General features: G+C 64.1%; 22 protein-coding genes. 20 read left to right on the top strand and 2 right to left on the bottom strand.

Annotation, left to right across the window (positions count from 1 at the left end; all coding sequences use genetic code 11):
• The first annotated feature begins 12 nt into the window (after window positions 1-12).
• From VOI21_RS23970 to VOI21_RS23955, 4 genes are read left to right on the top strand one after another with little or no spacing between them, the layout of a single operon-like run.
• Window positions 13-765 carry an ABC transporter permease gene (locus VOI21_RS23970; RefSeq protein ID WP_323772502.1) on the top strand — a complete coding sequence of 251 codons (753 nt, stop codon included), beginning with the start codon at window positions 13-15 and terminating at the stop codon, window positions 763-765.
• A complete protein-coding gene (locus tag VOI21_RS23965) occupies window positions 762-1,388 on the top strand; it encodes an ABC transporter ATP-binding protein (RefSeq protein ID WP_323772499.1) in 627 nt (208 codons plus the stop codon). Before VOI21_RS23970 ends, VOI21_RS23965 begins: the two co-directional genes overlap by 4 nt.
• 42 nt (window positions 1,389-1,430) lie before the next feature.
• Complete coding sequence (locus VOI21_RS23960; protein WP_323772498.1) at window positions 1,431-2,150, top strand: ABC transporter ATP-binding protein; 720 nt, start codon at window positions 1,431-1,433, stop codon at window positions 2,148-2,150.
• Window positions 2,147-2,938, top strand: a complete 792-nt coding sequence (locus tag VOI21_RS23955) for an ABC transporter permease (protein WP_323772497.1) — start codon at window positions 2,147-2,149, stop codon at window positions 2,936-2,938. The genes VOI21_RS23960 and VOI21_RS23955 overlap by 4 nt, the downstream gene beginning before the upstream one ends.
• Before the next feature lie 5 nt (window positions 2,939-2,943).
• Here VOI21_RS23955 and VOI21_RS23950 read toward each other — a convergent pair whose 3' ends face one another.
• Window positions 2,944-3,156 carry a hypothetical protein gene (locus VOI21_RS23950; protein WP_323772496.1) on the bottom strand — a complete coding sequence of 71 codons (213 nt, stop codon included), beginning with the start codon at window positions 3,154-3,156 and terminating at the stop codon, window positions 2,944-2,946.
• Between the two features lie 159 nt (window positions 3,157-3,315).
• Here VOI21_RS23950 and VOI21_RS23945 point away from each other — a divergent pair, with 159 nt between their 5' ends.
• Both VOI21_RS23945 and VOI21_RS23940 read left to right on the top strand, forming a co-directional pair.
• Window positions 3,316-4,896, top strand: a complete 1,581-nt coding sequence (locus VOI21_RS23945; protein ID WP_323772495.1) for a HAMP domain-containing sensor histidine kinase — start codon at window positions 3,316-3,318, stop codon at window positions 4,894-4,896.
• A gap of 9 nt (window positions 4,897-4,905) precedes the next feature.
• Window positions 4,906-5,583, top strand: coding sequence for a response regulator transcription factor (locus VOI21_RS23940; RefSeq protein WP_323772494.1), 678 nt, complete (start codon window positions 4,906-4,908; stop codon window positions 5,581-5,583).
• 10 nt (window positions 5,584-5,593) lie between these two features.
• Here VOI21_RS23940 and VOI21_RS23935 read toward each other — a convergent pair whose 3' ends face one another.
• On the bottom strand, window positions 5,594-6,298 hold the full coding sequence (locus VOI21_RS23935) for a DnaA N-terminal domain-containing protein (protein WP_323772493.1): 705 nt from the start codon (window positions 6,296-6,298) through the stop codon (window positions 5,594-5,596).
• A 472-nt stretch (window positions 6,299-6,770) separates the two neighbouring features.
• Between VOI21_RS23935 and VOI21_RS23930 the strand changes: the two genes are divergently transcribed.
• The 14 genes from VOI21_RS23930 (at window position 6,771) to VOI21_RS23865 (ending at window position 21,400) form a co-directional block, all read left to right on the top strand.
• Window positions 6,771-8,078: an AAA family ATPase gene (locus tag VOI21_RS23930; protein ID WP_323772492.1), complete on the top strand. Its 1,308-nt coding sequence runs from the start codon at window positions 6,771-6,773 to the stop codon at window positions 8,076-8,078.
• Window positions 8,075-9,157 carry a ParB/RepB/Spo0J family partition protein gene (locus tag VOI21_RS23925; RefSeq protein WP_323772491.1) on the top strand — a complete coding sequence of 361 codons (1,083 nt, stop codon included), beginning with the start codon at window positions 8,075-8,077 and terminating at the stop codon, window positions 9,155-9,157. The genes VOI21_RS23930 and VOI21_RS23925 overlap by 4 nt, the downstream gene beginning before the upstream one ends.
• A 332-nt stretch (window positions 9,158-9,489) precedes the next feature.
• Window positions 9,490-10,416, top strand: coding sequence for a hypothetical protein (locus tag VOI21_RS23920; RefSeq protein ID WP_323772490.1), 927 nt, complete (start codon window positions 9,490-9,492; stop codon window positions 10,414-10,416).
• Between the two features lie 86 nt (window positions 10,417-10,502).
• Window positions 10,503-11,459 (top strand): MoxR family ATPase, encoded by a 957-nt coding sequence (locus VOI21_RS23915; RefSeq protein ID WP_323772489.1) that lies wholly within the window; start codon window positions 10,503-10,505, stop codon window positions 11,457-11,459.
• A complete protein-coding gene (locus VOI21_RS23910; RefSeq protein WP_323772488.1) occupies window positions 11,456-12,358 on the top strand; it encodes a DUF58 domain-containing protein in 903 nt (300 codons plus the stop codon). Before VOI21_RS23915 ends, VOI21_RS23910 begins: the two co-directional genes overlap by 4 nt.
• Complete coding sequence (locus VOI21_RS23905; RefSeq protein ID WP_323772487.1) at window positions 12,355-12,720, top strand: hypothetical protein; 366 nt, start codon at window positions 12,355-12,357, stop codon at window positions 12,718-12,720. Before VOI21_RS23910 ends, VOI21_RS23905 begins: the two co-directional genes overlap by 4 nt.
• Window positions 12,713-13,678 carry a VWA domain-containing protein gene (locus tag VOI21_RS23900; RefSeq protein ID WP_323772486.1) on the top strand — a complete coding sequence of 322 codons (966 nt, stop codon included), beginning with the start codon at window positions 12,713-12,715 and terminating at the stop codon, window positions 13,676-13,678. The genes VOI21_RS23905 and VOI21_RS23900 overlap by 8 nt, the downstream gene beginning before the upstream one ends.
• Complete coding sequence (locus VOI21_RS23895; protein ID WP_323772485.1) at window positions 13,675-14,571, top strand: vWA domain-containing protein; 897 nt, start codon at window positions 13,675-13,677, stop codon at window positions 14,569-14,571. The genes VOI21_RS23900 and VOI21_RS23895 overlap by 4 nt, the downstream gene beginning before the upstream one ends.
• Window positions 14,568-15,242 (top strand): tetratricopeptide repeat protein, encoded by a 675-nt coding sequence (locus VOI21_RS23890; RefSeq protein WP_323772484.1) that lies wholly within the window; start codon window positions 14,568-14,570, stop codon window positions 15,240-15,242. Before VOI21_RS23895 ends, VOI21_RS23890 begins: the two co-directional genes overlap by 4 nt.
• Window positions 15,239-16,450, top strand: coding sequence for a hypothetical protein (locus VOI21_RS23885; RefSeq protein WP_323772483.1), 1,212 nt, complete (start codon window positions 15,239-15,241; stop codon window positions 16,448-16,450). The genes VOI21_RS23890 and VOI21_RS23885 overlap by 4 nt, the downstream gene beginning before the upstream one ends.
• 151 nt (window positions 16,451-16,601) lie before the next feature.
• Complete coding sequence (gene gfa / locus VOI21_RS23880; protein ID WP_416359002.1) at window positions 16,602-17,156, top strand: S-(hydroxymethyl)glutathione synthase; 555 nt, start codon at window positions 16,602-16,604, stop codon at window positions 17,154-17,156.
• An 86-nt stretch (window positions 17,157-17,242) separates the two neighbouring features.
• The gene (locus tag VOI21_RS23875; protein WP_323772482.1) at window positions 17,243-17,968 is read left to right on the top strand and encodes a response regulator transcription factor; all 726 of its coding nucleotides are present in this window, start codon (window positions 17,243-17,245) and stop codon (window positions 17,966-17,968) included.
• 7 nt (window positions 17,969-17,975) lie between these two features.
• Complete coding sequence (locus tag VOI21_RS23870) at window positions 17,976-19,148, top strand: FIST N-terminal domain-containing protein (protein ID WP_323772481.1); 1,173 nt, start codon at window positions 17,976-17,978, stop codon at window positions 19,146-19,148.
• A complete protein-coding gene (locus VOI21_RS23865) occupies window positions 19,145-21,400 on the top strand; it encodes a hybrid sensor histidine kinase/response regulator (protein ID WP_323772480.1) in 2,256 nt (751 codons plus the stop codon). Before VOI21_RS23870 ends, VOI21_RS23865 begins: the two co-directional genes overlap by 4 nt.
• Window positions 21,401-21,404 lie beyond the last annotated feature (4 nt).

The following is a 21,404-nucleotide window of genomic DNA, read 5'->3' as shown; positions in this document are numbered from 1 at the left end:
GCAGATCGCCCGATGAAAGACACCCACGCGGCCACGCCAATCCTGTCGATCATCGGGCTGTTTCTGCTGTGGATCCTCTGCGCCACACTGACGGCGGACCCGACGGTCCTGCCGCAGCCGTGGTCGCTGATCCCCCCTGCCGCGCGCGAAATCGGATCGGGCGAATTGCCCTTTCACCTTGGGGCCACGCTGTTGCGGGTGATCTGGGCCTTTGCGCTGGCCATGACCATCGGCATCGCGCTTGGCCTTGTCATGGGGCGGTCGGAATCGCTGAACCGCTGGCTGGACCCGTGGTTGGTGATCTTCCTGAACCTGCCCGCGCTTGTGCTGATCGTGCTGTGTTACCTGTGGATCGGCCTGAATGAGACCGCCGCGATTCTGGCGGTGACGCTGAACAAGATCCCCAACGTCGCCACCGTGATCCGCGAAGGCGCGCGCGCCCTTGATCCTGACCTCGACGCGATGGCGCGGGTTTACCGAATGTCGTGGCTGGCGCGGATGCGCCACGTCACGCTGCCACAACTTGCACCGTTTATCACCGCCGCCGCGCGGTCCGGCGTGGCGGTGATCTGGAAAATCGTTCTGGTGGTCGAATTCCTTGGCCGTTCCAACGGCGTTGGATTCCAAATTCACCTGTATTTCCAACTGTTTGACGTGGCTATGGTGCTGGTCTACGCGCTGTCCTTCATCGCGGTCATGCTGGCGGTGGAATGGCTGGTCCTGCAACCTTGGGAACGCCGCATCCGGCGGTGGAGAACCGCGTGATCCGGGCTGACATCACCTCGAAAAACTTTGGCGACCAGCAGATTCTGGGGCCGGTGCGGTTTGACATCCGGCCCGGCGAAACCGTCGCGCTGCTGGGCCCGTCCGGCATCGGCAAATCCACCATCCTGCGGATCATGGCCGGGATCGATACTAGGTTTGAGGGCACCGTGACGCGCCCCGACAATATGGCGATTGTCTTTCAGGAGCCGACCTTGCTGCCGTGGCGCAGCGCGCTCGACAATCTGCTGATCGCGCGCCCGACTTTGGGGGCGGACGCCGCGCGCGCAGCACTTGCGCGGGTTGGTCTGTCGGGCCGCGACGATGCCTTTCCCGGTCAACTGTCCCTTGGCCAGCAACGGCGTCTGGCGCTGGCTCGCGCCTTTGCCGGCGCGCCAGAGTTTCTGGTGATGGACGAACCCTTTGTCTCGCTCGACCCGGAGATGGCCGAACAGATGTTATCCCTCACAGAGGCATTGATCACCGAGGCAAAGCCCGCCACGCTGTTCGTGACCCACGCCCGGGCCGAGGCCGAGCGTCTGGCCGACCGGACGCTGGTTCTGTCAGGCAGGCCCGCCACGCTGACAGACCGGTTGCCCGACACATTGAACGGTGAGGATGCTTAACATAATGCAAATTATCGGCATTTTCTCAGCTGCGGCCCGGTCATGAGCGACGGTCTCTCTGTCCAGAACCTCAGCTTTTCCTATGGCCCGAAACAGGCGCTTGATGCGGTGTCCTTCGATCTGCAAAAGGGCCGTTTTTGCGCCCTGCTTGGCCCCAATGGCGCGGGCAAATCGACTCTGGTTTCGCTGCTGACCCGGCTGCTGGTTTCCCCCTCCGGCACGATCCACATTGCCGGACACGACATGCGCCAGTCACCCAGTCAGGCGCTTGCAAAGCTGGGTGTGGTCTTTCAGCAGCCGACGCTGGATCTGGACCTCAGCGTTCGCCAGAACCTTGCCTATTTCGCCGCGCTGCACCGGCTGCCGCGCAAGGGGTTGAACGCGCGCATCGACGCCGTGCTGGCGCGGCTGGATATGGCCGAGCGCGCGCATGAAAAGGTCCGCGCGTTAAACGGCGGCCACCGGCGGCGCACCGAACTGGCCCGGTCATTGCTGCATGACCCACAGGTGCTGCTGCTGGACGAACCCACCGTCGGGCTGGATGCGTCTTCGCGCGCGGGGATCGTCGCCCATGTGCATGATCTGGCCGCGCAGGGCATGTGCGTGCTGTGGACCACCCACCTGACCGATGAGGTCCGCGACAGCGACGACCTGCTGGTCCTGCACAGGGGGCAAATCCTGACCCACGGTCAGGCGGGCGCGGTGCGCGGCGACCAAAGCCTGTCGGACTGGTTCCTGAGCCAGACGGGGACCCCCGTATGACCGGCTGGCTGATCGCCCTGCGCGCCATTGTCGGGCGCGAATTCCTGCGCTTTATCCATCAGCGCGAACGCTTTTTGTCGGCGCTGGTGCGCCCGCTGGTCTGGCTGCTGATCTTCGCCGCCGGGTTCCGCGCGGCGCTTGGCGTGTCGATTATCCCGCCTTATCAGACCTATATCACCTATGAGACCTATATCGTCCCCGGCCTCTGCGCGATGATCCTGCTGTTCAACGGCATGCAAAGCTCTCTCTCGCTGGTCTATGACCGGGAAATGGGCTCGATGCGCTTGCTGCTGACCAGCCCCCTGCCCCGCTGGTGGCTGTTGTTCTGCCGCCTGCTGGGGTCCAGCGCGATTTCCGTGCTACAGGTCTATGCCTTCCTCGCCATCGCTGCGCTGTTTGACATCACCATGCCGATTTGGGGCTATGTCGCCGCCCTGCCCGGCCTGTTTCTGGGCGGCATCATGCTGGGCGCGCTTGGCCTGGTGCTGTCCAGCTTTGTCCGCCAGCTAGAGAACTTTGCCGGGATCATGAATTTTGTCATCTTCCCGATGTTCTTCTTGTCCTCAGCGCTCTACCCGCTGTGGAAAATGGCCGAAAGCTCAGAGCTTTTGTACGATATCTGCGCGCTCAACCCGTTCACCTACGTGGTCGAGCTGATCCGCTTTCTGCTCTACCTGCAATTCAACTGGTTCGCCCTGCTATGGGTTCTTGGGTCGACGGTCGTCTTTGGACTGCTGGCGGTCTGGGGCTACGATCCGGCGCGCGGATTGATGAAGCGTAAGGTCTGAGGGCGTCAGGCGTCGCGTTCCGCGAAACTGACCGCCTTGCATTTCCAGCTTTTGACCTGCTGACCCGGATGCTCTTGCACCCATTTGGCAAGCTGCGGCTGCGCGCCCAGCAGACACATCATGGGGGTCACATCGGTGAACACCAGACTGCGTTCCCGGCAAGACTCGGATTGAGGCGTCGCTGCGGCGATACACGTTACAAACAAGAGCTCGATCATGGGATTTCCTATGCAATACATCCTTTGGTCGCAATCGCACTGTGCCAGTGATCCCTTAAAACAGATAAAACCGCGCTGCTGCGGCTGATCCGTTTCGGAACGAAACGCCTAATGTTTCGGCAGCTTTTCTCGTGATGCCGATGCTTTGGGCGAAAAATCATGCTGCGCCGCAGAAAGATGTCCCTGAAAGCCCGTCTGGGCGGCGGAGCAGCCTTGCTGACCGCCGGAACCGTGCTGACCGCCGCCACGCTATATGTCGGGATGACCCGCGTCTCTGACCGGCTGGAAACGGCGCTGGCCGCCGAGGCGCGCATCGCCCGATATTCCATCCTGTCCACGCAGGTCTCTACCCTGCTGGTGGTTGCGACAGAGGCCGTGCAATCGCGCCTTGACGCAGAGGCGCGCACGGACCGGATCGCCCCCATATCGCGCAATATCGCAGAGACCTTTACCCGCCTACGGTCGGATCTGGAACTGGCCGTCACGCAGGTAGAGGCGCTGGGACTGGACGCGCAGTCGCGGTACGCCACCCAGTCGCTGGGACTTGCCCGGATGCAGGCCCTGCTGGACAGCACGGTCAGAGGCTTGGGAGAGGCAACAACCGACGCGGACCGCCTGCGGGCGCAGATCAATGCTTTTGCCTCTGGCTTTGATCCGTTGCTCAATCAGGCCGTCAACGCCGAGATCCTGTTTCGCAATGACATCCTGTCGGGGATCGAACGCTTGCGGCAGGCGCTGTCGCTGATCGCCCTCATCATCGGGGCGCTGTCGATCCTGACCGCGCTGGTCTTTTACCTCGGTCTGGTGCGGCCACAGTTTCTGCGGCTGGATCGGTTGCGCGACGCCGCCCGCCAGATCGGCGCCGAGAATTACGCCGTCGCCCTGCCCGAAACCCGCACGGATGAGATCGGCCATCTGTTTTCCGAAACCAACCGCATGGCCCGCGCGCTGTCGCAAAAGGAAGACGCGGTGCGTGCCGACCGTGCCGCCCTGAATGAGACCATCGACCAGCGCACCGCCGAACTGCGCGCCGCCAATGACCAGCTTGCCAAGACCGATGAAACCCGCCGCCGCTTTTTTGCCGACATCAGTCACGAATTGCGCACGCCCCTGACCGTGATCCTGATGGAGGCGCAGATCGGTCAGAAACAACAGGCCGAGGCAAACGCCGCTTTTGCCACGATTCAGGACCGGGCAGAGCGTCTGAACCGCCGCATCGACGATCTGCTGCGCGTCGCGCGGTCCGAAAGCGGGGAACTGGCGCTGGACCTGCACGCGGTCGATCTGGCCGCCATCCTGGGCCAGGTGGCGCAGGATGTGGCCGCCGAATGCGACAGCGCCGGGATGCGGCTGGAGGTGATGCCCGCCCCTGCCCTCCCGGCCACCGGCGATGCCAACTGGCTGCGGCAGGTGGTGGCCGGTCTGGTGTCCAATGCGGCGCGCCACGCGCGCGACGGCGGCATAATCCGTCTGGAGCCCATCGAGGAGCCGGATTTTGTCGGGCTCTCCGTGTCGGACAATGGTCCGGGCGTCGCCGCGCCAGACCGCGCGACCCTGTTTGACCGCTTTGCGCGCGGCTCTGGCTCTCAGGGGTTTGGCATCGGCCTTGCGCTGGCTCGCTGGGTGATCGAGGCGCAAAGCGGAACGATCACGCTGCAAAGCCCCCTGCCCCGCTCCGATGCTCTGGGCGATGGACCCGGCACCAAAGTTTCGGTTCGACTGCCGCGCCGCGCGCCGTAGACTGCGGCCATGACACCCCGGCTGCTGATCATAGACGACGACCCCGGCATCACCGCCGCGCTGTCCCGCGGCCTTGCGCTGCATGGCTACGACACAGAGGCCGAGAACCGCGCCGACCGCGGTCTTGCCCGCCTGACGGCCGAATCCTTTACCGGCGTCATCTGCGACGTGATGCTGGGCGCGGACAATGGCGTGGAACTGGTGCGCGCCGCCCGCGCGGCGGGCGTCGATGTGCCGATTGTCATGCTGTCGGCCCTGTCGGACGTCGACCACCGCGCCGCGGGGCTGGAGGCCGGGGCCGATGATTACATCGTCAAACCCTTCTCTTTCGATGAACTGGTGGCGCGGATCAGGGTTCAGGAAAAGCGTGTGCGCGACAGCCGCCCGACCCCCGCCACCCTGTCCGCAACGGACCGGAGCCTGTGCTCTGCCAAGGTGGACATCACCCTGACAGAGCGGGAGTTTGCGCTGTTGCACATTCTGGTGGCCCATGCCGGCAGGCCGCTGTCCCGTGGCTGGATCTTTGACACTCTCTGGGCCGCCGAAGGGTCGGGCACCGAAAACGTCGTCGATGTCTACATCGGCTATCTGCGCAAGAAACTGGCCGGTCATGACGTAGGCTTCGAAATCCGGACCCAGCGCAACAAGGGGTTCTGCCTCGACGGACTGGCCCCGGTCCTGACCTGATCCCGCCGGGTCACGCCTCCACCGGCACCACCTCGATCCGGCGCACGCCCGGATCAACCGCCGCATAGGCTCTCAGCAGATGGGCCTGAAAATGCGTGCTCACGTAATCCGCCACAAACCGCGAGGGCGCGGCCAGTGTCACCCGCCCGCCCTCATGCGCCATCTCGGACAATTGGCCGAACCATGCAGTTGCCTGCGCCGGGGCCTCGATCCGCAACTGCGCCAGCACCTGTCCCCACGACCCTTCTGCCAGATCGGTTCGCGCGCGCGGCTGAAACGGGATGACCTTGGGATCGGCGGTTTGCGCAGGCTCCCCCGCCCCGCCGTGGCGGTCACCCATCCGGTCCGCAAAATCCGTCCCAATCAGGTCCCAGCTGCCCGCCGTCTCTGCCATCACCCCGTCAAGGTTCAGCGCGTAGACCGTCACCCGGCCCTTAACCCCGGCGCGCTTGACCTCGACCCATCCGGCGCTGCGCATCTTGGCCATCTCGCGTTTGACCGTGCGTTCATCGACGGACCACAGGCGCGCAATCTCGGCCCGTCCCATGGACAATTCATTGTTCTGCCAATTGTACCGGGTTGTGATCAGAACCATCAGCCGCAGCAAAAGCCGTTGACGATGTTTATCCCCGCTCAGCGCCGAAACCCCCAGCGCCGACAGTATGTCGTATTTCATGGCGGACGCATTGCGCCCAACCGGTTTTGCCACCTGCATGACCTGCTCCGCCTCGTTGCCGGGTCTTTCCGGCTGTCATGCCCGGATTATCGACGCCTGCCAACGCTTTTCCGGACTTGAGGGCAATTTGCGTCCAACCGTCCGATTCTGTCAAGCGATCGAAGGCGCGCGCCGGTTTTGGTCTGACCCCTTCATCCCTTTCCAATAAAGAAATGGGTGAAGATATAGGTGATGGGGGACATCCAGCCTGTCCCCCTATGGGCCAGAAATGTCCCCCTATGGGTCGCAGAGGGGGTCCGTGTGTCCCCCAATATGTGGGGGCCAATTCAACCCGTTTGGCTCTGGCCGGCCCCTGCCCTGCCCGAATCGGTTGCCGCCCCGGTTCCTCATGTTTTCTTACCCGTGGGTAAGACCGCCCTGCCCTACCCTCAGACAATATAAAGTTTTGCGTCAAAGCCAAATTAAGCGTAAATGACAAGAAAAGCCGAAAAACCGTCCTGCGAGGCATAGCATGTACACACACGTTGATCTGGGCGTTCTTCAGAACCGCTCGCTAAAGCTGCAAGGCTGGATCCGGCAGCAGACCTTTTCTCCGGGCCTGGAAAAGACCTTGCGGCGGTTTTCGTCTTGGGAAGTGTCAGAGCTGATCTTTCGCATCAACCAGTCCACCTTTCGCGGCAAGCTGGCCGCCGACCCCTCTTTGCCCACCGGTGAGGTCGAACAGGAAGGCCGTCAGCGCTGGTTCTCTCTGGAAGAGATCAATGAGATGCGCCGACGTCTGAAGATCAACAAGCGCAGCCTGATGCCGCACCGCCCGGCGGGCAAGCGCGCCATTCGCGCCGCTGTCGCCAACTTCAAGGGCGGCGCGGGCAAGTCGACCGTGGCGCTGCATTTCGCCCATGCCGCCGCGCTGGACGGCTACCGCGTGCTGGTCGTCGACTTTGATCCGCAGGCCACGCTCAGCCATTCCATGGGCCTGACCGATGTGTCCGAAGAGCACACCGTCTGGGGCGTCATGGCCCGCGATCTGATCCGCGAAACAGAGCGTATGAACCGGGGTCCGGTGGGGGCCGAATCCGGCGCCGCCCTGCCCCAGCGCCACCTGCCCGCCGCCATCACCGAACTGGGCCTTGGCGACCTGCGCATCGGTGACTTTATCAAACCCACCTCGTGGCCCACCATCGACGCCATCCCGTCCTGCGCCAACGCCGCCTTTGTCGAATTCGCCAGCGCGCAATACCGCCACCTGAACCCCGAATGGTCGTTCTTTGCCGCCGTGTCGCGCTACCTCGACCAGATCCCCGACGACAGCTACGACATGATCATCTTCGACTGCCCGCCCGCCATCGGTTACCAGTCGATGAACGCGGTCTTTGCCGCCGACATCCTCTATGTCCCCTCCGGTCCGGGCTACTGGGAATACGACAGCACAACCTCTTTTGTCGGCCAGTTGTCCGAGGCGCTGGAGGATCTGTCCGCCGGGTTCGACGGCACCTTACCCACGGGTAAGATTGCCCTGCCCAAGGCGTTTTACGACATCCGCTTTCTGTTGACCCGGTACGAGCCGGGCAATGACCTGCACCGCGCGATGCAGGATGCCTTTCGCAAGGTCTGGGGCGATCACGTCACCGAACACCCGGTCGAGATGACCCGCGCCGTGGAGCAGTCCGGGCGATTCCTGAACTCGGTCTACGAAATGGATTACCGGGAGATGACCAGAGAGACCTGGCGCAGAGCACGGTCTACATTCGACTCCGCCTATGAGGAATTCCGCCAGACCGTGCATGACGCATGGGCGCAGATGGAGGACGACCAATGACCAAGAAGCGCAGAATGTTCGACATCGACATCCCCGAAATGGGAGAGATGGAGGTTGGCAAGACCCCCGACCGCGCGTTGCGCCGGGGGCCGATGGCCTCTGCCATCAACGAAAACGCGCATTCGCTGCGCGACCGCAAGGCCGCAGAGGACACCATCCGCGAGGAAAACGACCGGCTTGCATCAGAGTTTGTGCGGCTCAAGCGTGAGGGTCTGATCGCCGACCGCATCCCGCTGGACAGCGTTTTGACCGAACGCCTGCTACGGGATCGCAAGCCCGGTGCGGACGATGAACTCGAAGAACTGAAAACCTCGATTCGCGAGATTGGCCTGTCGAACCCGATCCGGGTCGAGGCCCGCGACGATGGGAAATACGAATTGATCCAGGGTATGCGCCGCCTGATGGCCTATCGCGCGCTGCTGGAGGACACCGGCGATGCGGGTTTTGCCACAATCCCCGCCGGGATTGTTCCGACAGAGGCGCAGACCGAAACCAGCTATCGCCGCATGGTGGACGAAAACCTGATCCGCAAGGACATCTCGTTCGCCGAGATGGCCACGCTGGCGCGCCGGTACGTGGCCGATCTGGAAAACGACTGTCACGAGGTGTCGGACGCGGTCTCGATCCTGTTCAAATCGGCCAGCTATACCAAGCGCAGCTATATCCGCGCCTTCGCCGAACTGTTGATGCGGCTGGACAAGGTGCTGGAGCATCCGCAGGAAATTCCGCGCAACGTTGGTGTCGAACTCAAACGCCGGATGGACCGCGAAGACGATCTGACGGGCCGGGTTGCGCAGGCGCTCAAGGCGGAGCCGGGCCGGGATGCGGCGCGCGAGATTGAGATTCTGCGCAGCTTTGCCGACGGCGCGGCGGCCTTACCCACGGGTAAGGTGCCAGCCTCTTCGCCGCGACCGCGTCAGGCCAAGACCACCTTTCAGGTGCCGTTGAGCGATGGCGTCGCCAAATGCAGCGCCTCTCAGGGGCGGCTGGAACTGCGCGACAACCGGGATTTTTCCTCGATCGAGCGGCGAAAGCTGGAGCAGGCCATCGCCGCTTTTTACGCGGCGCTGGACGATTGAACGCGGCGCGACCTTACCCGTGGGTAAGGTCGCAAGCGGATGGTGCGGTGAAGTGTCCATTCTCACAAAATAAGAGTTCGATTCCGCTGCAAAGTTTGACAGAAGGCCTCTCAGCCAGAGACCGGTTTTCCGGTCTCGACTGTATCCTTCCGAAGGATTCTGCGGCGGCCTGAATCACACAACTCTCAAACTCTCTGTGGGTCCGGGTCGCCGCCTTTGGGCCATGCGTCACACGCATCCCTTAGACGGGTCCCGATCACGATCGCGCGGGCAGGGCGCGCGCCGCTGCGGATCAAAGTAGACCTGTGACGGCTTCAAGCTACAGTAGCAGCATGAAACTGTGGCTTTCCCTGTTTGTCCTTGCCGCGCTGGTCATGGTGACCGGATCGCACAGCCGCGCCGCCGACCGGCAGGGGTATCTTGCGCTGGCGCGGAGCGGGTGGAACTATCAGTTGCGCACAACCATGCTGGGCCGGGACATGTCCATCCCTGTGCACATCAACGGGCGCGATATGTCCGGGGTCGCGCTGTGTCTGGTCGGGGATCGCCCGACAGAGCAGACGCGCAAGGTGCTGGACACGTTCAGCGACCTGTCGCGGCATGTCTTTGGTAAGCCGCTGCCGATGCGGTACGCGGGCCCCAGCGCGGATATGTGCGGACGGGGCCGAACGGCTGTTCTGCGGCTGTATTCCGGGGTGCCGCCGCATCACCTGCTGACAGATGATCTGGACTGGATGAATGCCGCTTATCAACTGGGTTTGCCCAGCGGTCGGCGCTATTCCTCATCGTCGCCCGCCATGGCGCAGACCTTTTTCGGCAAGCGCGGGATGGTGACGCATATGCTGATCCAACAGGCCAAGGCGCGGCCCGGATCGCTGGAGGAAACCTATTACCGCTCGATCCTGATCGAAGAACTGTTCCAGAGTTTCACCTTTGGTATGGATATCCTGATGTTGCGGCGGAAACCTGAATTTTCTTCGAAACTTCAAGAGGTTCCGCTGAATATCCATCGCTTTCCATGGGGGTCGGCCGCGTTTATGCGGGCGCTGCTCAGTTCCAACCCGGCGCGGCTGTGTGAATTTGACGTCTTCATGATGCATGCGGTTGCGCGGTCGCCGGTGGATCAGACGACGGACCCGGCGTTTATTGATTTTATCGACAGTGAATTTGACACGCTCGACGCGCTGACTCAGGCCACACGGGCCGATCCGCGCTTTGCCTTGCTCCTTGATCCCGATTGTCGTGCCGTCAACCAATAATGCGACTTACGACTCAATAGGCCGGGGCAGGGGGATAGGATAGGATTCGCGTCAAAAGGCCGCCGAATTGGCGGATGGGAGGAGACATGGACGCGATGCCCGACACCCCGCCAGAGGGAATTCAACCACTATTGGGGTACTTGTCGCAAGGCCTGATCGGCCACGAAGGCCTGATCGAGCGGCTGCTGATTTCGCTGCTGACCGGCGGTCATCTGCTGGTTGAGGGGCCGCCGGGACTGGCCAAGACTCGGGCGGTCAAATGGCTGTCGCGCGCGGTCGAGGGCAATTTTGCCCGCATCCAGTGTACGCCCGATCTGATGCCCGCCGACCTGACGGGCACGCCGGTGTTCCGGCCCCAGACCGGCAGCTTTGAATTTGTGCCCGGTCCGGTGTTTCACAATCTGGTGCTGGTGGATGAGATCAACCGCGCCCCGCCCAAGGTGCAATCCGCCTTGCTGGAGGCTATGGCCGAAAATCAGGTGACTGCCGGGAATGAGACCCACGCCCTGCCGGACCCCTTTTTGGTTGTGGCCACGCAGAACCCGATTGAACATGACGGCACCTTTCCCCTGCCAGAGGCGCAGCTTGACCGCTTTTTGCTATACGTGAATCTGGACCTGCCGGACGCGCAGACAGAGCGCCGCATTCTGGATCTGGTCGAGGCGGAATCGACCCATCCCCCCGTCGCCGCACAGCCCATATCGCTGGCCGCGCTGCATGCGGCACGGCAACAGGCGATGGCGGTGCATCTGTCGCCGGAACTGCGCGACTATATCGTTCGTCTGGTGACGGCGACCCGGTCCGGGCCGCTGGCGGTGGATATCGAACACGCGGTGTCGCCGCGCGGATCGCTGTCGCTGGCCGCCGGGGCCAAGGCGCGTGCCTATATCCATGGCCGCGATTTTGCCCTGCCCGAGGATGTGGCCGATCTGGCGGGCGATATGCTGGCGCACCGGATGGTGTTGTCTTGGCGCGCGGTGGCCGAGGGACGCAGCGCGCGCGATGTGGTCGCGGCGATCCTCGACGCGGTCGAGCCGCTATGACCGCCGCGCTACAGGTCCAAGGTGTCGCGCTGGAGGCGGCGTCGCTGATTGCCTTGCGACAGGTGGCGTTGAGGTCGCGGGCAGAGCCGGTTCTGGCGGCGCTGCCCGGTGGTTTTGCCACCCGCCGCAAGGGCCACGGGCATGAGGTGGCGGATGTGCGCGAATACGTCTCTGGTGACGATATCCGCCATCTGGACAAGGGCACAACCGCGCGCACCGGCGCGCTGCATGTGCGCCAGTTTCATGAGGAACGCGACCGGGTTTCGCTGCTGGTGGCGGATTTCCGGTCGTCGATGCTGTGGGGGATTTCGCGCGCTTTCCGGTCGGTCGCGGCGGCAGAGGCGCTGGCCCTGATCGGCTGGCAAGGGGTGTCCGAAGGCGGGCGCGTCGGGTTGCTGGCGCTGACCCCGGACGGGCAGGTTGCGGTGTCGCCGCGCGGACGGGTGCGCGGGGTTCTGGATGTGATCGGCGGTCTGGTGCGCGCCCACGACCAAGCCTTGCAGGCGGTCATGGATGGCACGGTTGCGGACAGACCTCTGGACATGGCGATGTCGGGGCTGGAACGGCTTGCGCCGCTGGGGTCAGAGGTGATCATCGCGTCCGGTTTCGACGACATGGGGCCGGGGATGGAACAACGGCTGGCGGAACTGGCGCGGCGGCGGGTGCCGCGTCTGATCCGGATCACCGATGCGGCGGCGGGCAAACTGCCCAAGGGACGTTATCCGATCCGGCTGTCGGATGGCCGCCGGTTGCGGGTTTCCCTGTCCGGTCAAGCACATACCCCGACAGAGACGGAAACGATCTGCGGGCGCGCGGCGCTGGTGATCGATGCGGGCAGCGGCGTCGAACAGACCGCCCGCCTGCTGGCCGCCAACCTGCCAGCGGATCGGGCGCCATGAACGATCAGGCGCTCAGCGAAACCGCGCTTCAGGCGGCGTTGCGGGGCATTCGTCTGCCCGCCGAGGCCGCGGGCGGGGTCTGGGCGGAGCTGGCCGCCGCCATCGCCCTTGCGGCGGCCTTGGCGCTGGTGGTTGCGCTATTGCTGCGCCCTTTCCTGACCCGCCCCGCCCCGCAGCCCGACCTGTCGCAACAGATCAACGCGCTGGCCCCCTTGCCCGAGGCCGAGCAGCGCATCGGGTTTCTCACCCTCCTGAAACGCCATGACCCGGACTATCTGGCCTCGATCCGGGACGCGCTGTATCGCCCGGACACGGCCCCGGATACGGCCACCCTGCGCGCCGCGCTGGAGCGCCATGTTTGAGCTTGCCACCCCTTATGCCTTGCTGCTGTTGCCGCTGCCCTGGCTGGCGGCGCGCCTCTTGCCGCCGATGCGCGCGGGCGGGGCGGCGCTGGCTGTGCCAGAACACATCGGCTCTGTGTTGATCGCGGCGGGGCGGAGCGGGGCAGGGGGCGCGCCAAAGCTGCTGCGTCAGGTTCTGCCCTGGCTGATCTGGGGGTTGACCGTGCTGGCGATCAGTGGCCCGCGCATGCCGCAACCGGTCAATGCGCTAAAGGTATCGGGGCGGGATCTGGCGATTGCGCTGGACCTGTCCGGGTCGATGGTGCGCGATGATTTCTACATGGACGGTGCGCAGGTCACGCGGCTGGAGGCGGTTGTCGCCGTGGGCGCGGATTTCGCCCGCCGCCGGACCGGGGACCGGGTGGCGCTGATCGTCTTCGGGTCCGAGGCCTATTACGCCACGCCCTTTACCTATGACACAGAGGCGGTCGCGCAGCGCATCGAAGAGGCCACAATCGGCATTTCCGGGCGTGCCACCAATATCTCGGACGCGCTGGGGCTGGCGCTGAAACGCATGGCCAAATCCGAGGCCGCCACGCGGGTTGTGATCCTGCTGTCCGACGGGGCGAACAACGCAGGCGCCACCAACCCGCAGGGCGTGGCGCAACTGGCCGCCGAAATGGGCGTGCGCGTCCATACCATCGCCCTTGGCCCCAAGGACGAAACCACCGCCGAGGAGGGCGAGCGCGGGGTGGTCGACGCCACCACCTTGCGGGCGATTTCCGATATTTCCGGCGGGCAGAGTTTCCGGGTGAAGACCACCGATGACCTTGTCGCCGTGACCGCCGAACTGGACCGGCTGGAGGCGACGGACAGCGACGGCCTTGCCGCCGAGGTCTACCGCGAGTTCTGGATCTGGCCTGCGGCGCTGGCCTTGCTGGGCTGCTTGGCGTTGGCGTGGCGGGAGGAGGGCGCATGAACTGGGACGTGACCCTGCTGCGTCCGCTGTGGCTGTTGGCGCTGCCGGTTCTGGCGGGCTTTGGCTGGTGGCTGTATCGCCGTCAGGGCGGGGTTGGCGGCTGGGAACGCGCCACCCGGCCTGAACTCTTGCGCGCGATGGCCGCGCTAGGCCGGATCGAATCGCGGCGCGAGGTGCTGCCGCTGGTGGCGACGCTTGGGGCCGCCGCGCTGGCGGTGCTGGCGCTGGCCGGTCCGGCGATAGAGCGGCGCGATGCGGTGTCCTTCCGCAACCTTGACGGGGTGGTCTATGTGCTGGACGCCTCACCCAGCGTCACCGAGGACCCGCGCTGGGACGAATTGGTCACGATGGGGCGTTTCGGGATTGCGTCGCTGGGCTCGCGCCCGGCGGGCATGGTGGTGTTTGCAGGGGATGCCTATGTCGCCACCGACATGACGGCGGATCATGTGCAGTTGGGGCAAACCCTGTCGCTGATCGGGCCAGAGACCGTGCCCGACCCCGGCACCAGACCCGAACGGGGTCTTGATCTGGCCGCCGGGATGCTGGCCGAGGCAGAGGTGATCGCGGGCGATGTGATCCTGTTCACGGATGGTGCGGGGCTGGGCCAGGACAGCCTGAAGATGGCAGAGCGGATCGCGGGGCAGGGGGCGCGGCTGAGCGTGGTGGCGGTGGGCGCGGCGACGGCAGCGATGGAAACCCATGTCGCCCTTGGCGGCGGGGCGCTGATGTCACGCGACGTCCCTGACGGGCTGTCCGACTGGCTGTCGCAGAATGCGCGGGATCGGTTGGAACAGCAAAGCTATCCGCTGCTGTTCTGGCGGGATTTCGGGCGGGTGCTGCTGGTTCTGGCGCTGGTGCCCATGCTATTGCTGTTCAGGCGGCAGGCGACATGAGGGCGCTTGCGGCGATCACGGTTCTGGCGACGGTATTGTCACTGGCGCTGGGGGGGCTGTCGGGCTTTGGCCGGGTCTTGTTGGCGGTGGGGCTGCCGTCCGTGGCGGCACCGCTGTTCGATGATCCGGAGTGGCGCGCCGTGGCACAGTTTCGCGCCGGGGCGTTTGCCGAGTCGGCGGCGTCTTTTGACGCCGCGCGCGCCTATTACAACCTTGGGACGGCGCAGGCGCGGGACGGCAAATACTCTGCCGCGCTAGAGGCTTATGACCGCGTCATTCCCGGCGGGGATGAGGACGCGCGCGCCAACTTCGACCTGATCGCCGCCTATTACGCCTCTCTCGGGATTGACCCGGAGGTGCTGGGCCTGTTCGGGGAAAAGAAAGAAGGCGTGATCGAGGAGTCCTTTGTGGCGCAGGGCAAGGCGCGCGCCGCCGGGATGGGGGATCAGGTCACCAATGCCTCTGCCATGCTGGGCAATGTCGAGTTGCGCAGCCATGCCAGTCAGGCGGTGCGCCGGGTTTTTGACGACCGGTTCATGATGGCCAACGACCGCTGGCTGCAACAGTTGGCCGATGTGCCGGGGGAATATCTGGCCGCGCGGATTTCCCATGAACGCAAACGGCGCAAGGCGCTGGGACTGCAACCGCCCGACCCGGAGGACCCCAGATGAGGCTGATCGTTCTGCTGCTGGCCCTGCTGGCCCTGCTGGTCCCCGCTGTCGCGCTGGCCCAGTCGCGCGATGTCGAGGCCAGGGATCTGACCCTGACGGTCACGGTGCTGAAACAAGAGGCGACGCCCTATTCCAGAGAGATGATCCCGATCCTGATCCGGGGTGTCTATCGCCGCCACATCACCCGCGAAAAGCTGGAACAGCCGCCGCTGGAGGGGTTCAACTGGACCCAGCTTGGCCCCGACAGATGGAGCGAGGAACGCCTGAACGGCCAGACCGTCAAGGTGATGGAACGGCGGATGGCGCTCTATGCTGAACGGCCCGGACAACTGACCATCGGGCCGTTCACCCATCACCTGACGCTGACCGATGAGGGCGACGACTGGTTCGATCATGACATCACCTCGGCCCCGGTGACGGTCACTGTTGCGCCGCCGCCGGATCTGTCCGGGGGTGACTGGTGGTTTCCGGCCAAACGGATCGAGATTTCCGACCAGTGGTCCAACGCCCCGGACCGGCTGAAGGCGGGGGAGGGGGTTCTGCGGATGATCCGGATCAAGGCCATCGGCGTGACGCCCGAGATGGTGCCGCCGATGCCTGACCTGTATTCGCCGTCGGGCATGGTCTTTGCCCACCCTGAAAAACGCCTGATCGAATTGTCCCCCGAAGGGCCGGTGACCTATGCCTTTTGGCGCTGGACGATCCGCCCCGGCAACGCCTATTCCACCATCGTCGAGCCACTGCACCTGAGCTATTTCGACACCGATGCGCGGGTCATGCGCGATGTCACGATCTCGGCCCAGCGGGTGGCCTATGACGACAGCGCGCTGCCGCCGGTGGCCCCGCCCGCCCGCGCCACGACCCTGCCGGGCTGGCCCGTGGGTCTGGTTGCGGGGCTGGTTTTTGTGCTGGGGCTGGTCGGGGGGCTGTCCCGTCACCGGCTGGAGCCGCGGACTGTTTTGCGGCGCTTTCCGATCCTTGATCCCGATGTGCGGCAGTTGCGGCGCGCGGCCCGCGCCGGGCAGGCGTCCGGGGTCCGCCGCGCGGCGCGCGTTCTGGCCCGCCGCGATGGCGACGCCGCCGAAGAACGCCGCCTGATGGCGGACCTCGACCGGGCGCTTTTCGCGCCTGACGGGCCTGCGCCGGACCTGCCCGCCTTTGCCCGATCCTTTGCCCGCAGCCATGCGAGGGTTAAGACTAAGCGCTGAATTGCCAGACCGTCCTGACAGGTAGAGGCTTGATCCCAGCGCGGCACAGAAGACGCGCAGCAAACGGGAGGATTCGGACGTGGGATTACTGGATAAGCTATTTGGCGGCGGGGCAGACACAGCCGCCCCAAGCGCACCGAAATACACACATGTGAAAATTCATCCGCAGGTCGACCGGGGCATTCCGCCCGAATCGCCCAACTTTGGCGGCGGAGCCCTGAAATGCAAATGCACGCAAAGCCCGGTTGTGGTCGAGATTTCCGGCCAGACGGCGCACAACCACGTCTGCGGCTGTACCAAATGCTGGAAGCCCAAAGGCGCGATTTTCAGCCAGATCGCGGTGACCGCGCGCAGCAACGTCAAGGTGACAGAGAACGCGGACAAGCTGTCCATCGTCGATCCCTCGGCAGCCATTCAGCGCCACGCCTGCCGCGATTGCGGGACGCATATGGTGGGCCGCATCGAAAACACCGGGCATCCGTTTCACGGGCTGGACTTTGTTCACACGGAATTGTCCTCGCAGACCGGCTGGGCCGCGCCGACCTTTGCGGCGTTTGTCTCGTCGATCATCGAATCCGGGGTCGAGCCATCGCGGATGGACGAAATTCGCGGGCGTCTCAGAGAGTTGTCGTTAGAGCCTTATGATTGCCTCTCGCCGCCCCTGATGGATCTGATTGCGGCCCATGTCGCGAAACAGAACGCTTGAACCCGGCAGAAATTGACCGTCAGAGACGCGAAACGGTTGCAAAAATGATCTGCCAAGTTAGCCTTCCGCCTAGGGAGGCTACAGCTATGCAACTGGTTGAGGTTGCAGTACCGGAAGAGAAAATCTCTTCGGTGCTGATTGTTGACGATCATCCTTTGTACAGCGACGCGCTGGCATCGGCTTTGGGAGGAGTCTTTGCGGACTGTCGGGTCGAAAAGGCCGGGTCGCTTGCGGCGGCGCTGAAGGTGTTGGAACAGGGGTTCGATCCGGACCTTGTGATGTTCGACCTGATGCTGCCGGACGTGAACGGCATTTCGGGCTTTGTCAGCTTGCGGTCCTGCGTGCCGGATGTTCCGATCCTCGTCATCTCGTCGCTGACATCGCATGTTCTGGTCGCGTCGCTGATGAAAGAGGGCGCGGCCGGTTTCCTGCCCAAGGACACGCCTGCGGATGTGTTCCAGACCGTTCTCGGAGAGGTCGCGGCGGGGCGGAAATACGTGCCAAAGGACTATCGTCAGGCGCGGTCAAAGGCGCCGCCCGATGACCTGCTGGAAAACGTCCACCCCAAGCTGGCGGCGCTGACCCCGCAGCAGCAAAAGGTGATGAAGCTGATCCGCGAAGGCAAGGCGAACAAGCAGATTGCCTATGAACTGGATCTGGCAGAGGCGACGGTCAAGGCGCATATCACGGCGCTGTTGCGGCGTCTGGGTGTCAGCAACCGCACGCAGGCGGCGCTGATGGTCGAGGCCGCACATGCGCAGGCATTGGAGGCGGTGGAGGAGCCGGAGGCGATTTCCTTCCTCTGCCGATAGGATCACGATGAAAGACACCGAGTCCTATCCCGGACGCCCGACCTTTGTGACGGTGTCCCAGTCTGCCGCGCGGGATGCGCGGCAGGCCGTCGAAGAGGCTGCCGCCGGAATCGACCCGGCGCAGTCGTGCTTTGTGCTGGCGCTGGTGCCGCAGGGGCTGGATCTGGACGTGCTGGCCGAGGCGCTGACCGACAGGCTGGACGGCGTGCCGGTGTTTGGCTGCACCACGGCGGGACAGATCACCCCGCAGGGCTATGAGACAGAGACGCTGTTGCTGATCGCCTTCCGCAAGGAGAATTTCCGCTGCGCCTCGATCCTGTTTGAGCCGCTCAAGCCGTTGGCCATCGCCCCGATCATCAGTCAGGTCGAGCGCCAGAACGCGCAATTCCCACGCACGCCGGGCTGGAACCGGCTGGCCTTTGTCTTTGCCGACGGGCTGTCGAAACAAGAGGATCTGCTGGCCTCGGTGCTGGAATCGGCGCTGGACGGGATTCCGGTCTTTGGCGGGTCCGCCGGCGACGGGCTGGTGTTTGGCAAGACCTTTATTCTGCACAACGGGCGGTTTCGCAGCAACGCGGCGCTGTTGCTGATGGTGGAAACGGATTTGCAGTATCAGGGCCTCAGCTTTGACCACTTCCTGCCCAACGGCACGCAGCTTGTGATCACCGAGGCCAACGCCGAAGAGCGTCTGGTGCATGAGATCAACGGCGCCCCGGCGGCGCAGGAATACGCGCGGCTGGTCGGCTGCGCGGTCGAGGATCTGACCCCGCAGGTCTTTGCCGAAAACCCGATGCTGGTCTGTCACAATGACAAACACTATGTGCGCGCGGTCTTTGCCCTGACCGACGATCAATCGCTGTCGTTCCTTGCGGCGATCGACGACGGGCTGGTGATGATGCTGGGCAAAGGCAAGGACGTCATCGAGGCGCTGGAGGCAGAGCTGGATGTGCGCGACGCGGCGGGGCGGTCGCCGGATTTCATCATTGCCTTTGACTGTGTGCTGAGAAAGCTGGAGTTCGAGGAAAAGCAGCTGGATGGCCGGGTGTCCGAGATTTTCCGCCGCAACCGCGTGCTGGGCTTCAACACCTACGGTGAGCAGCATTGCGGGCTGCACATGAATCAGACCTTTGTCGGCGTCGCCTTTTTTGAGCGCGACAGGAGCCACGCCCCGTGGGCATGATCGACGCGACAGAGGCACCCGAGGTTCAGGTTGAACGGCAGTCCAAGATCATCGCCGCGCTGGTGCGCCGCGCCACCCGTCAGAACGAGGTCGGGACCACCGCCTATAGCGCCTTTCAGTCGGCCATCGAATTGCAAGCGCAGGTCGCCGCCAAGACCCGCGATCTGGAACGCGCCGCCACCGAACTGGAAAGCGTGCGGTTCGAGCGCGAACGCACCCGGCGCAATCTGGACGAGGCGCTGTCGGCGATGGGTGACGGGCTGGCCCTGTTCACCGACAAGCGGCTGGATATCTGCAACGACCTGTTCCAGCACCTGCTGGGCGATGTGTCGGACAGGGTGCGGCCGGGCCTTGGCCTGACCGAGTATTTCGACCTGTTGGCGCAAAGCGAATTGGTGCTGTCGCTGGACCGTCAAATTCAACCCGCCGACATGACCGCGCCGACCCTGTCGGTGGTGCTCGAGCTGACCAAGGACCGCTGGTATCGGCTGAACATGGAGCGGACCTCGGCCGGGAACCGCATCCTGCTGCTGACGGAAATCACCTCTATCGTGCGGCAGAACCGCGTCGAAAAGGAACGCCTGATCGACCGGCAGGCGGATTACTTGCAGGCGGTGTTCGAGAACATGACCTCGGGCGTGTGCACCTTTTCGCCGACCGGCGAGGTGATGATGCACAACCTGCAATTCCGCCAGCTGCTCGGCCTGCCATATACCGCCGTGCAAAAGGGCATGACCCTGCACCGGCTGCTGGAGTTCCTGACCCAGCGCGGGCTCATCGCCGATGCCTCGCTGGCGTTGGTGGACAAGTGGCAGGCGCGGTTGTTGCGGTCGGGGCGGTTCCGGCGGCGGGTGCGCAGCGGCACCGACAAGGTGTTCGACATGCAGGCCAACATGCTGCCGGATGGCGGTTTTCTGGTGGAACTGAAAGACGTCACGCTAGAGGCCCGCGCCACCGAGATGCTGGAAAACCGTGTGCAGGAACGCACCGCGGAACTGACCCGCACCAACCTGCGCCTGACCGAACAATATGAGGAAAAGGCCCGCGTCGAGGAAGAACTGCGCCTTGCCAAGGAACGCGCCGAGGCGGCTGTTTCCTCCAAGACCCGCTTTCTGGCCGCTGCCAGCCATGATCTGTTGCAGCCGATCAACGCGGCGAAACTGTTGATCGCAACCTTGCAGCAGAACACCGCCGGGTCGCCCCATGCGGCGCAGACCGAACGCCTGAAAGGTGCGTTCACCTCTATCGAGCAGTTGCTGCATGCCTTGCTGGATATCTCGCGGCTTGACAGCAACGATCCCGATGCGGTGACCCCCAGCATTCTGAACCTTGGCAATATCCTGCAAGGCGTGTTCGAGGATCAAAGCCCGCTGGCCGACCAGAAAGGCGTGCGGCTGGAGATGGTGCCGTGCCGCTGTCATGTCCGGTCCGATCCGGTCTATCTGCTGCGCTCGATCCAGAACCTTGTTGTCAACGCGATCCAGTACACCGATCCGGGCGGCAAGGTGCTGTTTGGCTGTCGTCGTCGCGGCGACAAGGTGGAGCTACAAGTCTGGGACACCGGTATCGGCATCGACGAAGAGGACAAGAGCCGCATCTTCGAGGAATTCGCCCGCGCCGGGAATGTGCCGGTCGGGTCGGGTGTCGGGCTGGGCCTGTCGATTGTCGAACGCACCTGCCGGCATCTGGGACACCGGCTGTGGATGTCGTCGGAACTGGGCGTCGGGTCGGTGTTCTGCGTGGAAATGGATCTGGTCGGCGATCATATCGACGATGTTGAACCGGTCGAGGCAGTGCGCCATGCCAGTGACGTGCCGCTGGATCACATCGCGCTGGTGGTCGAGAACGATGCGGATGTGCTGTTTGCAACGACCCAGACCCTGCAGGGATGGGGGGCCAGCGTGCTGCCCGCGGCCTCGACCGAAGAGGCGCTGAGCTTTGTGCGCGACATGGGCATCCCGCCTGACATCATGCTGGTGGATTTCCAGTTGGACAACGGCGACACAGGTTTGCGCGCCATCGAAGAAATCCGCAACCTGACCGGCACCAATGTGCCAGCCATCATGATCACCGCCGACCGCCGGGAAAGCCTGCTGCGGGCCGGTCAGCAGATGGATTTCACCGTGATGACCAAGCCTGTGCAACTGTCACGCCTGCGCCCCCTGATCGAATGGAAGGTGCAGGCCCACGCCAGCGCAGTGCAGCCGAAAGTCGCGCATGACACCGCCGGACAGGGGCATACTCTGGGCTGAGGGA

The sequence above is a fragment of the Antarctobacter sp. genome (assembly GCF_034670325.1).
Taxonomy (GTDB): domain Bacteria; phylum Pseudomonadota; class Alphaproteobacteria; order Rhodobacterales; family Rhodobacteraceae; genus Antarctobacter.
Note: the sequence above shows the minus strand (reverse complement) of the source record. Positions and strands in the feature narration are given on the sequence as shown.

Coding starts and splice junctions, on each gene's coding strand:
- VOI21_RS23970 (WP_323772502.1), top strand. CDS start 13: ATGAAAGACACCCACGCGGCCACGCCAATCCTGTCGATCATCGGGCTG.
- VOI21_RS23960 (WP_323772498.1), top strand. CDS start 1,431: ATGAGCGACGGTCTCTCTGTCCAGAACCTCAGCTTTTCCTATGGCCCG.
- VOI21_RS23955 (WP_323772497.1), top strand. CDS start 2,147: ATGACCGGCTGGCTGATCGCCCTGCGCGCCATTGTCGGGCGCGAATTC.
- VOI21_RS23950 (WP_323772496.1), bottom strand. CDS start 3,156: ATGATCGAGCTCTTGTTTGTAACGTGTATCGCCGCAGCGACGCCTCAA.
- VOI21_RS23945 (WP_323772495.1), top strand. CDS start 3,316: ATGCTGCGCCGCAGAAAGATGTCCCTGAAAGCCCGTCTGGGCGGCGGA.
- VOI21_RS23940 (WP_323772494.1), top strand. CDS start 4,906: ATGACACCCCGGCTGCTGATCATAGACGACGACCCCGGCATCACCGCC.
- VOI21_RS23935 (WP_323772493.1), bottom strand. CDS start 6,298: ATGCAGGTGGCAAAACCGGTTGGGCGCAATGCGTCCGCCATGAAATAC.
- VOI21_RS23930 (WP_323772492.1), top strand. CDS start 6,771: ATGTACACACACGTTGATCTGGGCGTTCTTCAGAACCGCTCGCTAAAG.
- VOI21_RS23925 (WP_323772491.1), top strand. CDS start 8,075: ATGACCAAGAAGCGCAGAATGTTCGACATCGACATCCCCGAAATGGGA.
- VOI21_RS23920 (WP_323772490.1), top strand. CDS start 9,490: ATGAAACTGTGGCTTTCCCTGTTTGTCCTTGCCGCGCTGGTCATGGTG.
- VOI21_RS23915 (WP_323772489.1), top strand. CDS start 10,503: ATGGACGCGATGCCCGACACCCCGCCAGAGGGAATTCAACCACTATTG.
- VOI21_RS23910 (WP_323772488.1), top strand. CDS start 11,456: ATGACCGCCGCGCTACAGGTCCAAGGTGTCGCGCTGGAGGCGGCGTCG.
- VOI21_RS23905 (WP_323772487.1), top strand. CDS start 12,355: ATGAACGATCAGGCGCTCAGCGAAACCGCGCTTCAGGCGGCGTTGCGG.
- VOI21_RS23900 (WP_323772486.1), top strand. CDS start 12,713: ATGTTTGAGCTTGCCACCCCTTATGCCTTGCTGCTGTTGCCGCTGCCC.
- VOI21_RS23895 (WP_323772485.1), top strand. CDS start 13,675: ATGAACTGGGACGTGACCCTGCTGCGTCCGCTGTGGCTGTTGGCGCTG.
- VOI21_RS23890 (WP_323772484.1), top strand. CDS start 14,568: ATGAGGGCGCTTGCGGCGATCACGGTTCTGGCGACGGTATTGTCACTG.
- VOI21_RS23885 (WP_323772483.1), top strand. CDS start 15,239: ATGAGGCTGATCGTTCTGCTGCTGGCCCTGCTGGCCCTGCTGGTCCCC.
- VOI21_RS23875 (WP_323772482.1), top strand. CDS start 17,243: ATGCAACTGGTTGAGGTTGCAGTACCGGAAGAGAAAATCTCTTCGGTG.
- VOI21_RS23870 (WP_323772481.1), top strand. CDS start 17,976: ATGAAAGACACCGAGTCCTATCCCGGACGCCCGACCTTTGTGACGGTG.
- VOI21_RS23865 (WP_323772480.1), top strand. CDS start 19,145: ATGATCGACGCGACAGAGGCACCCGAGGTTCAGGTTGAACGGCAGTCC.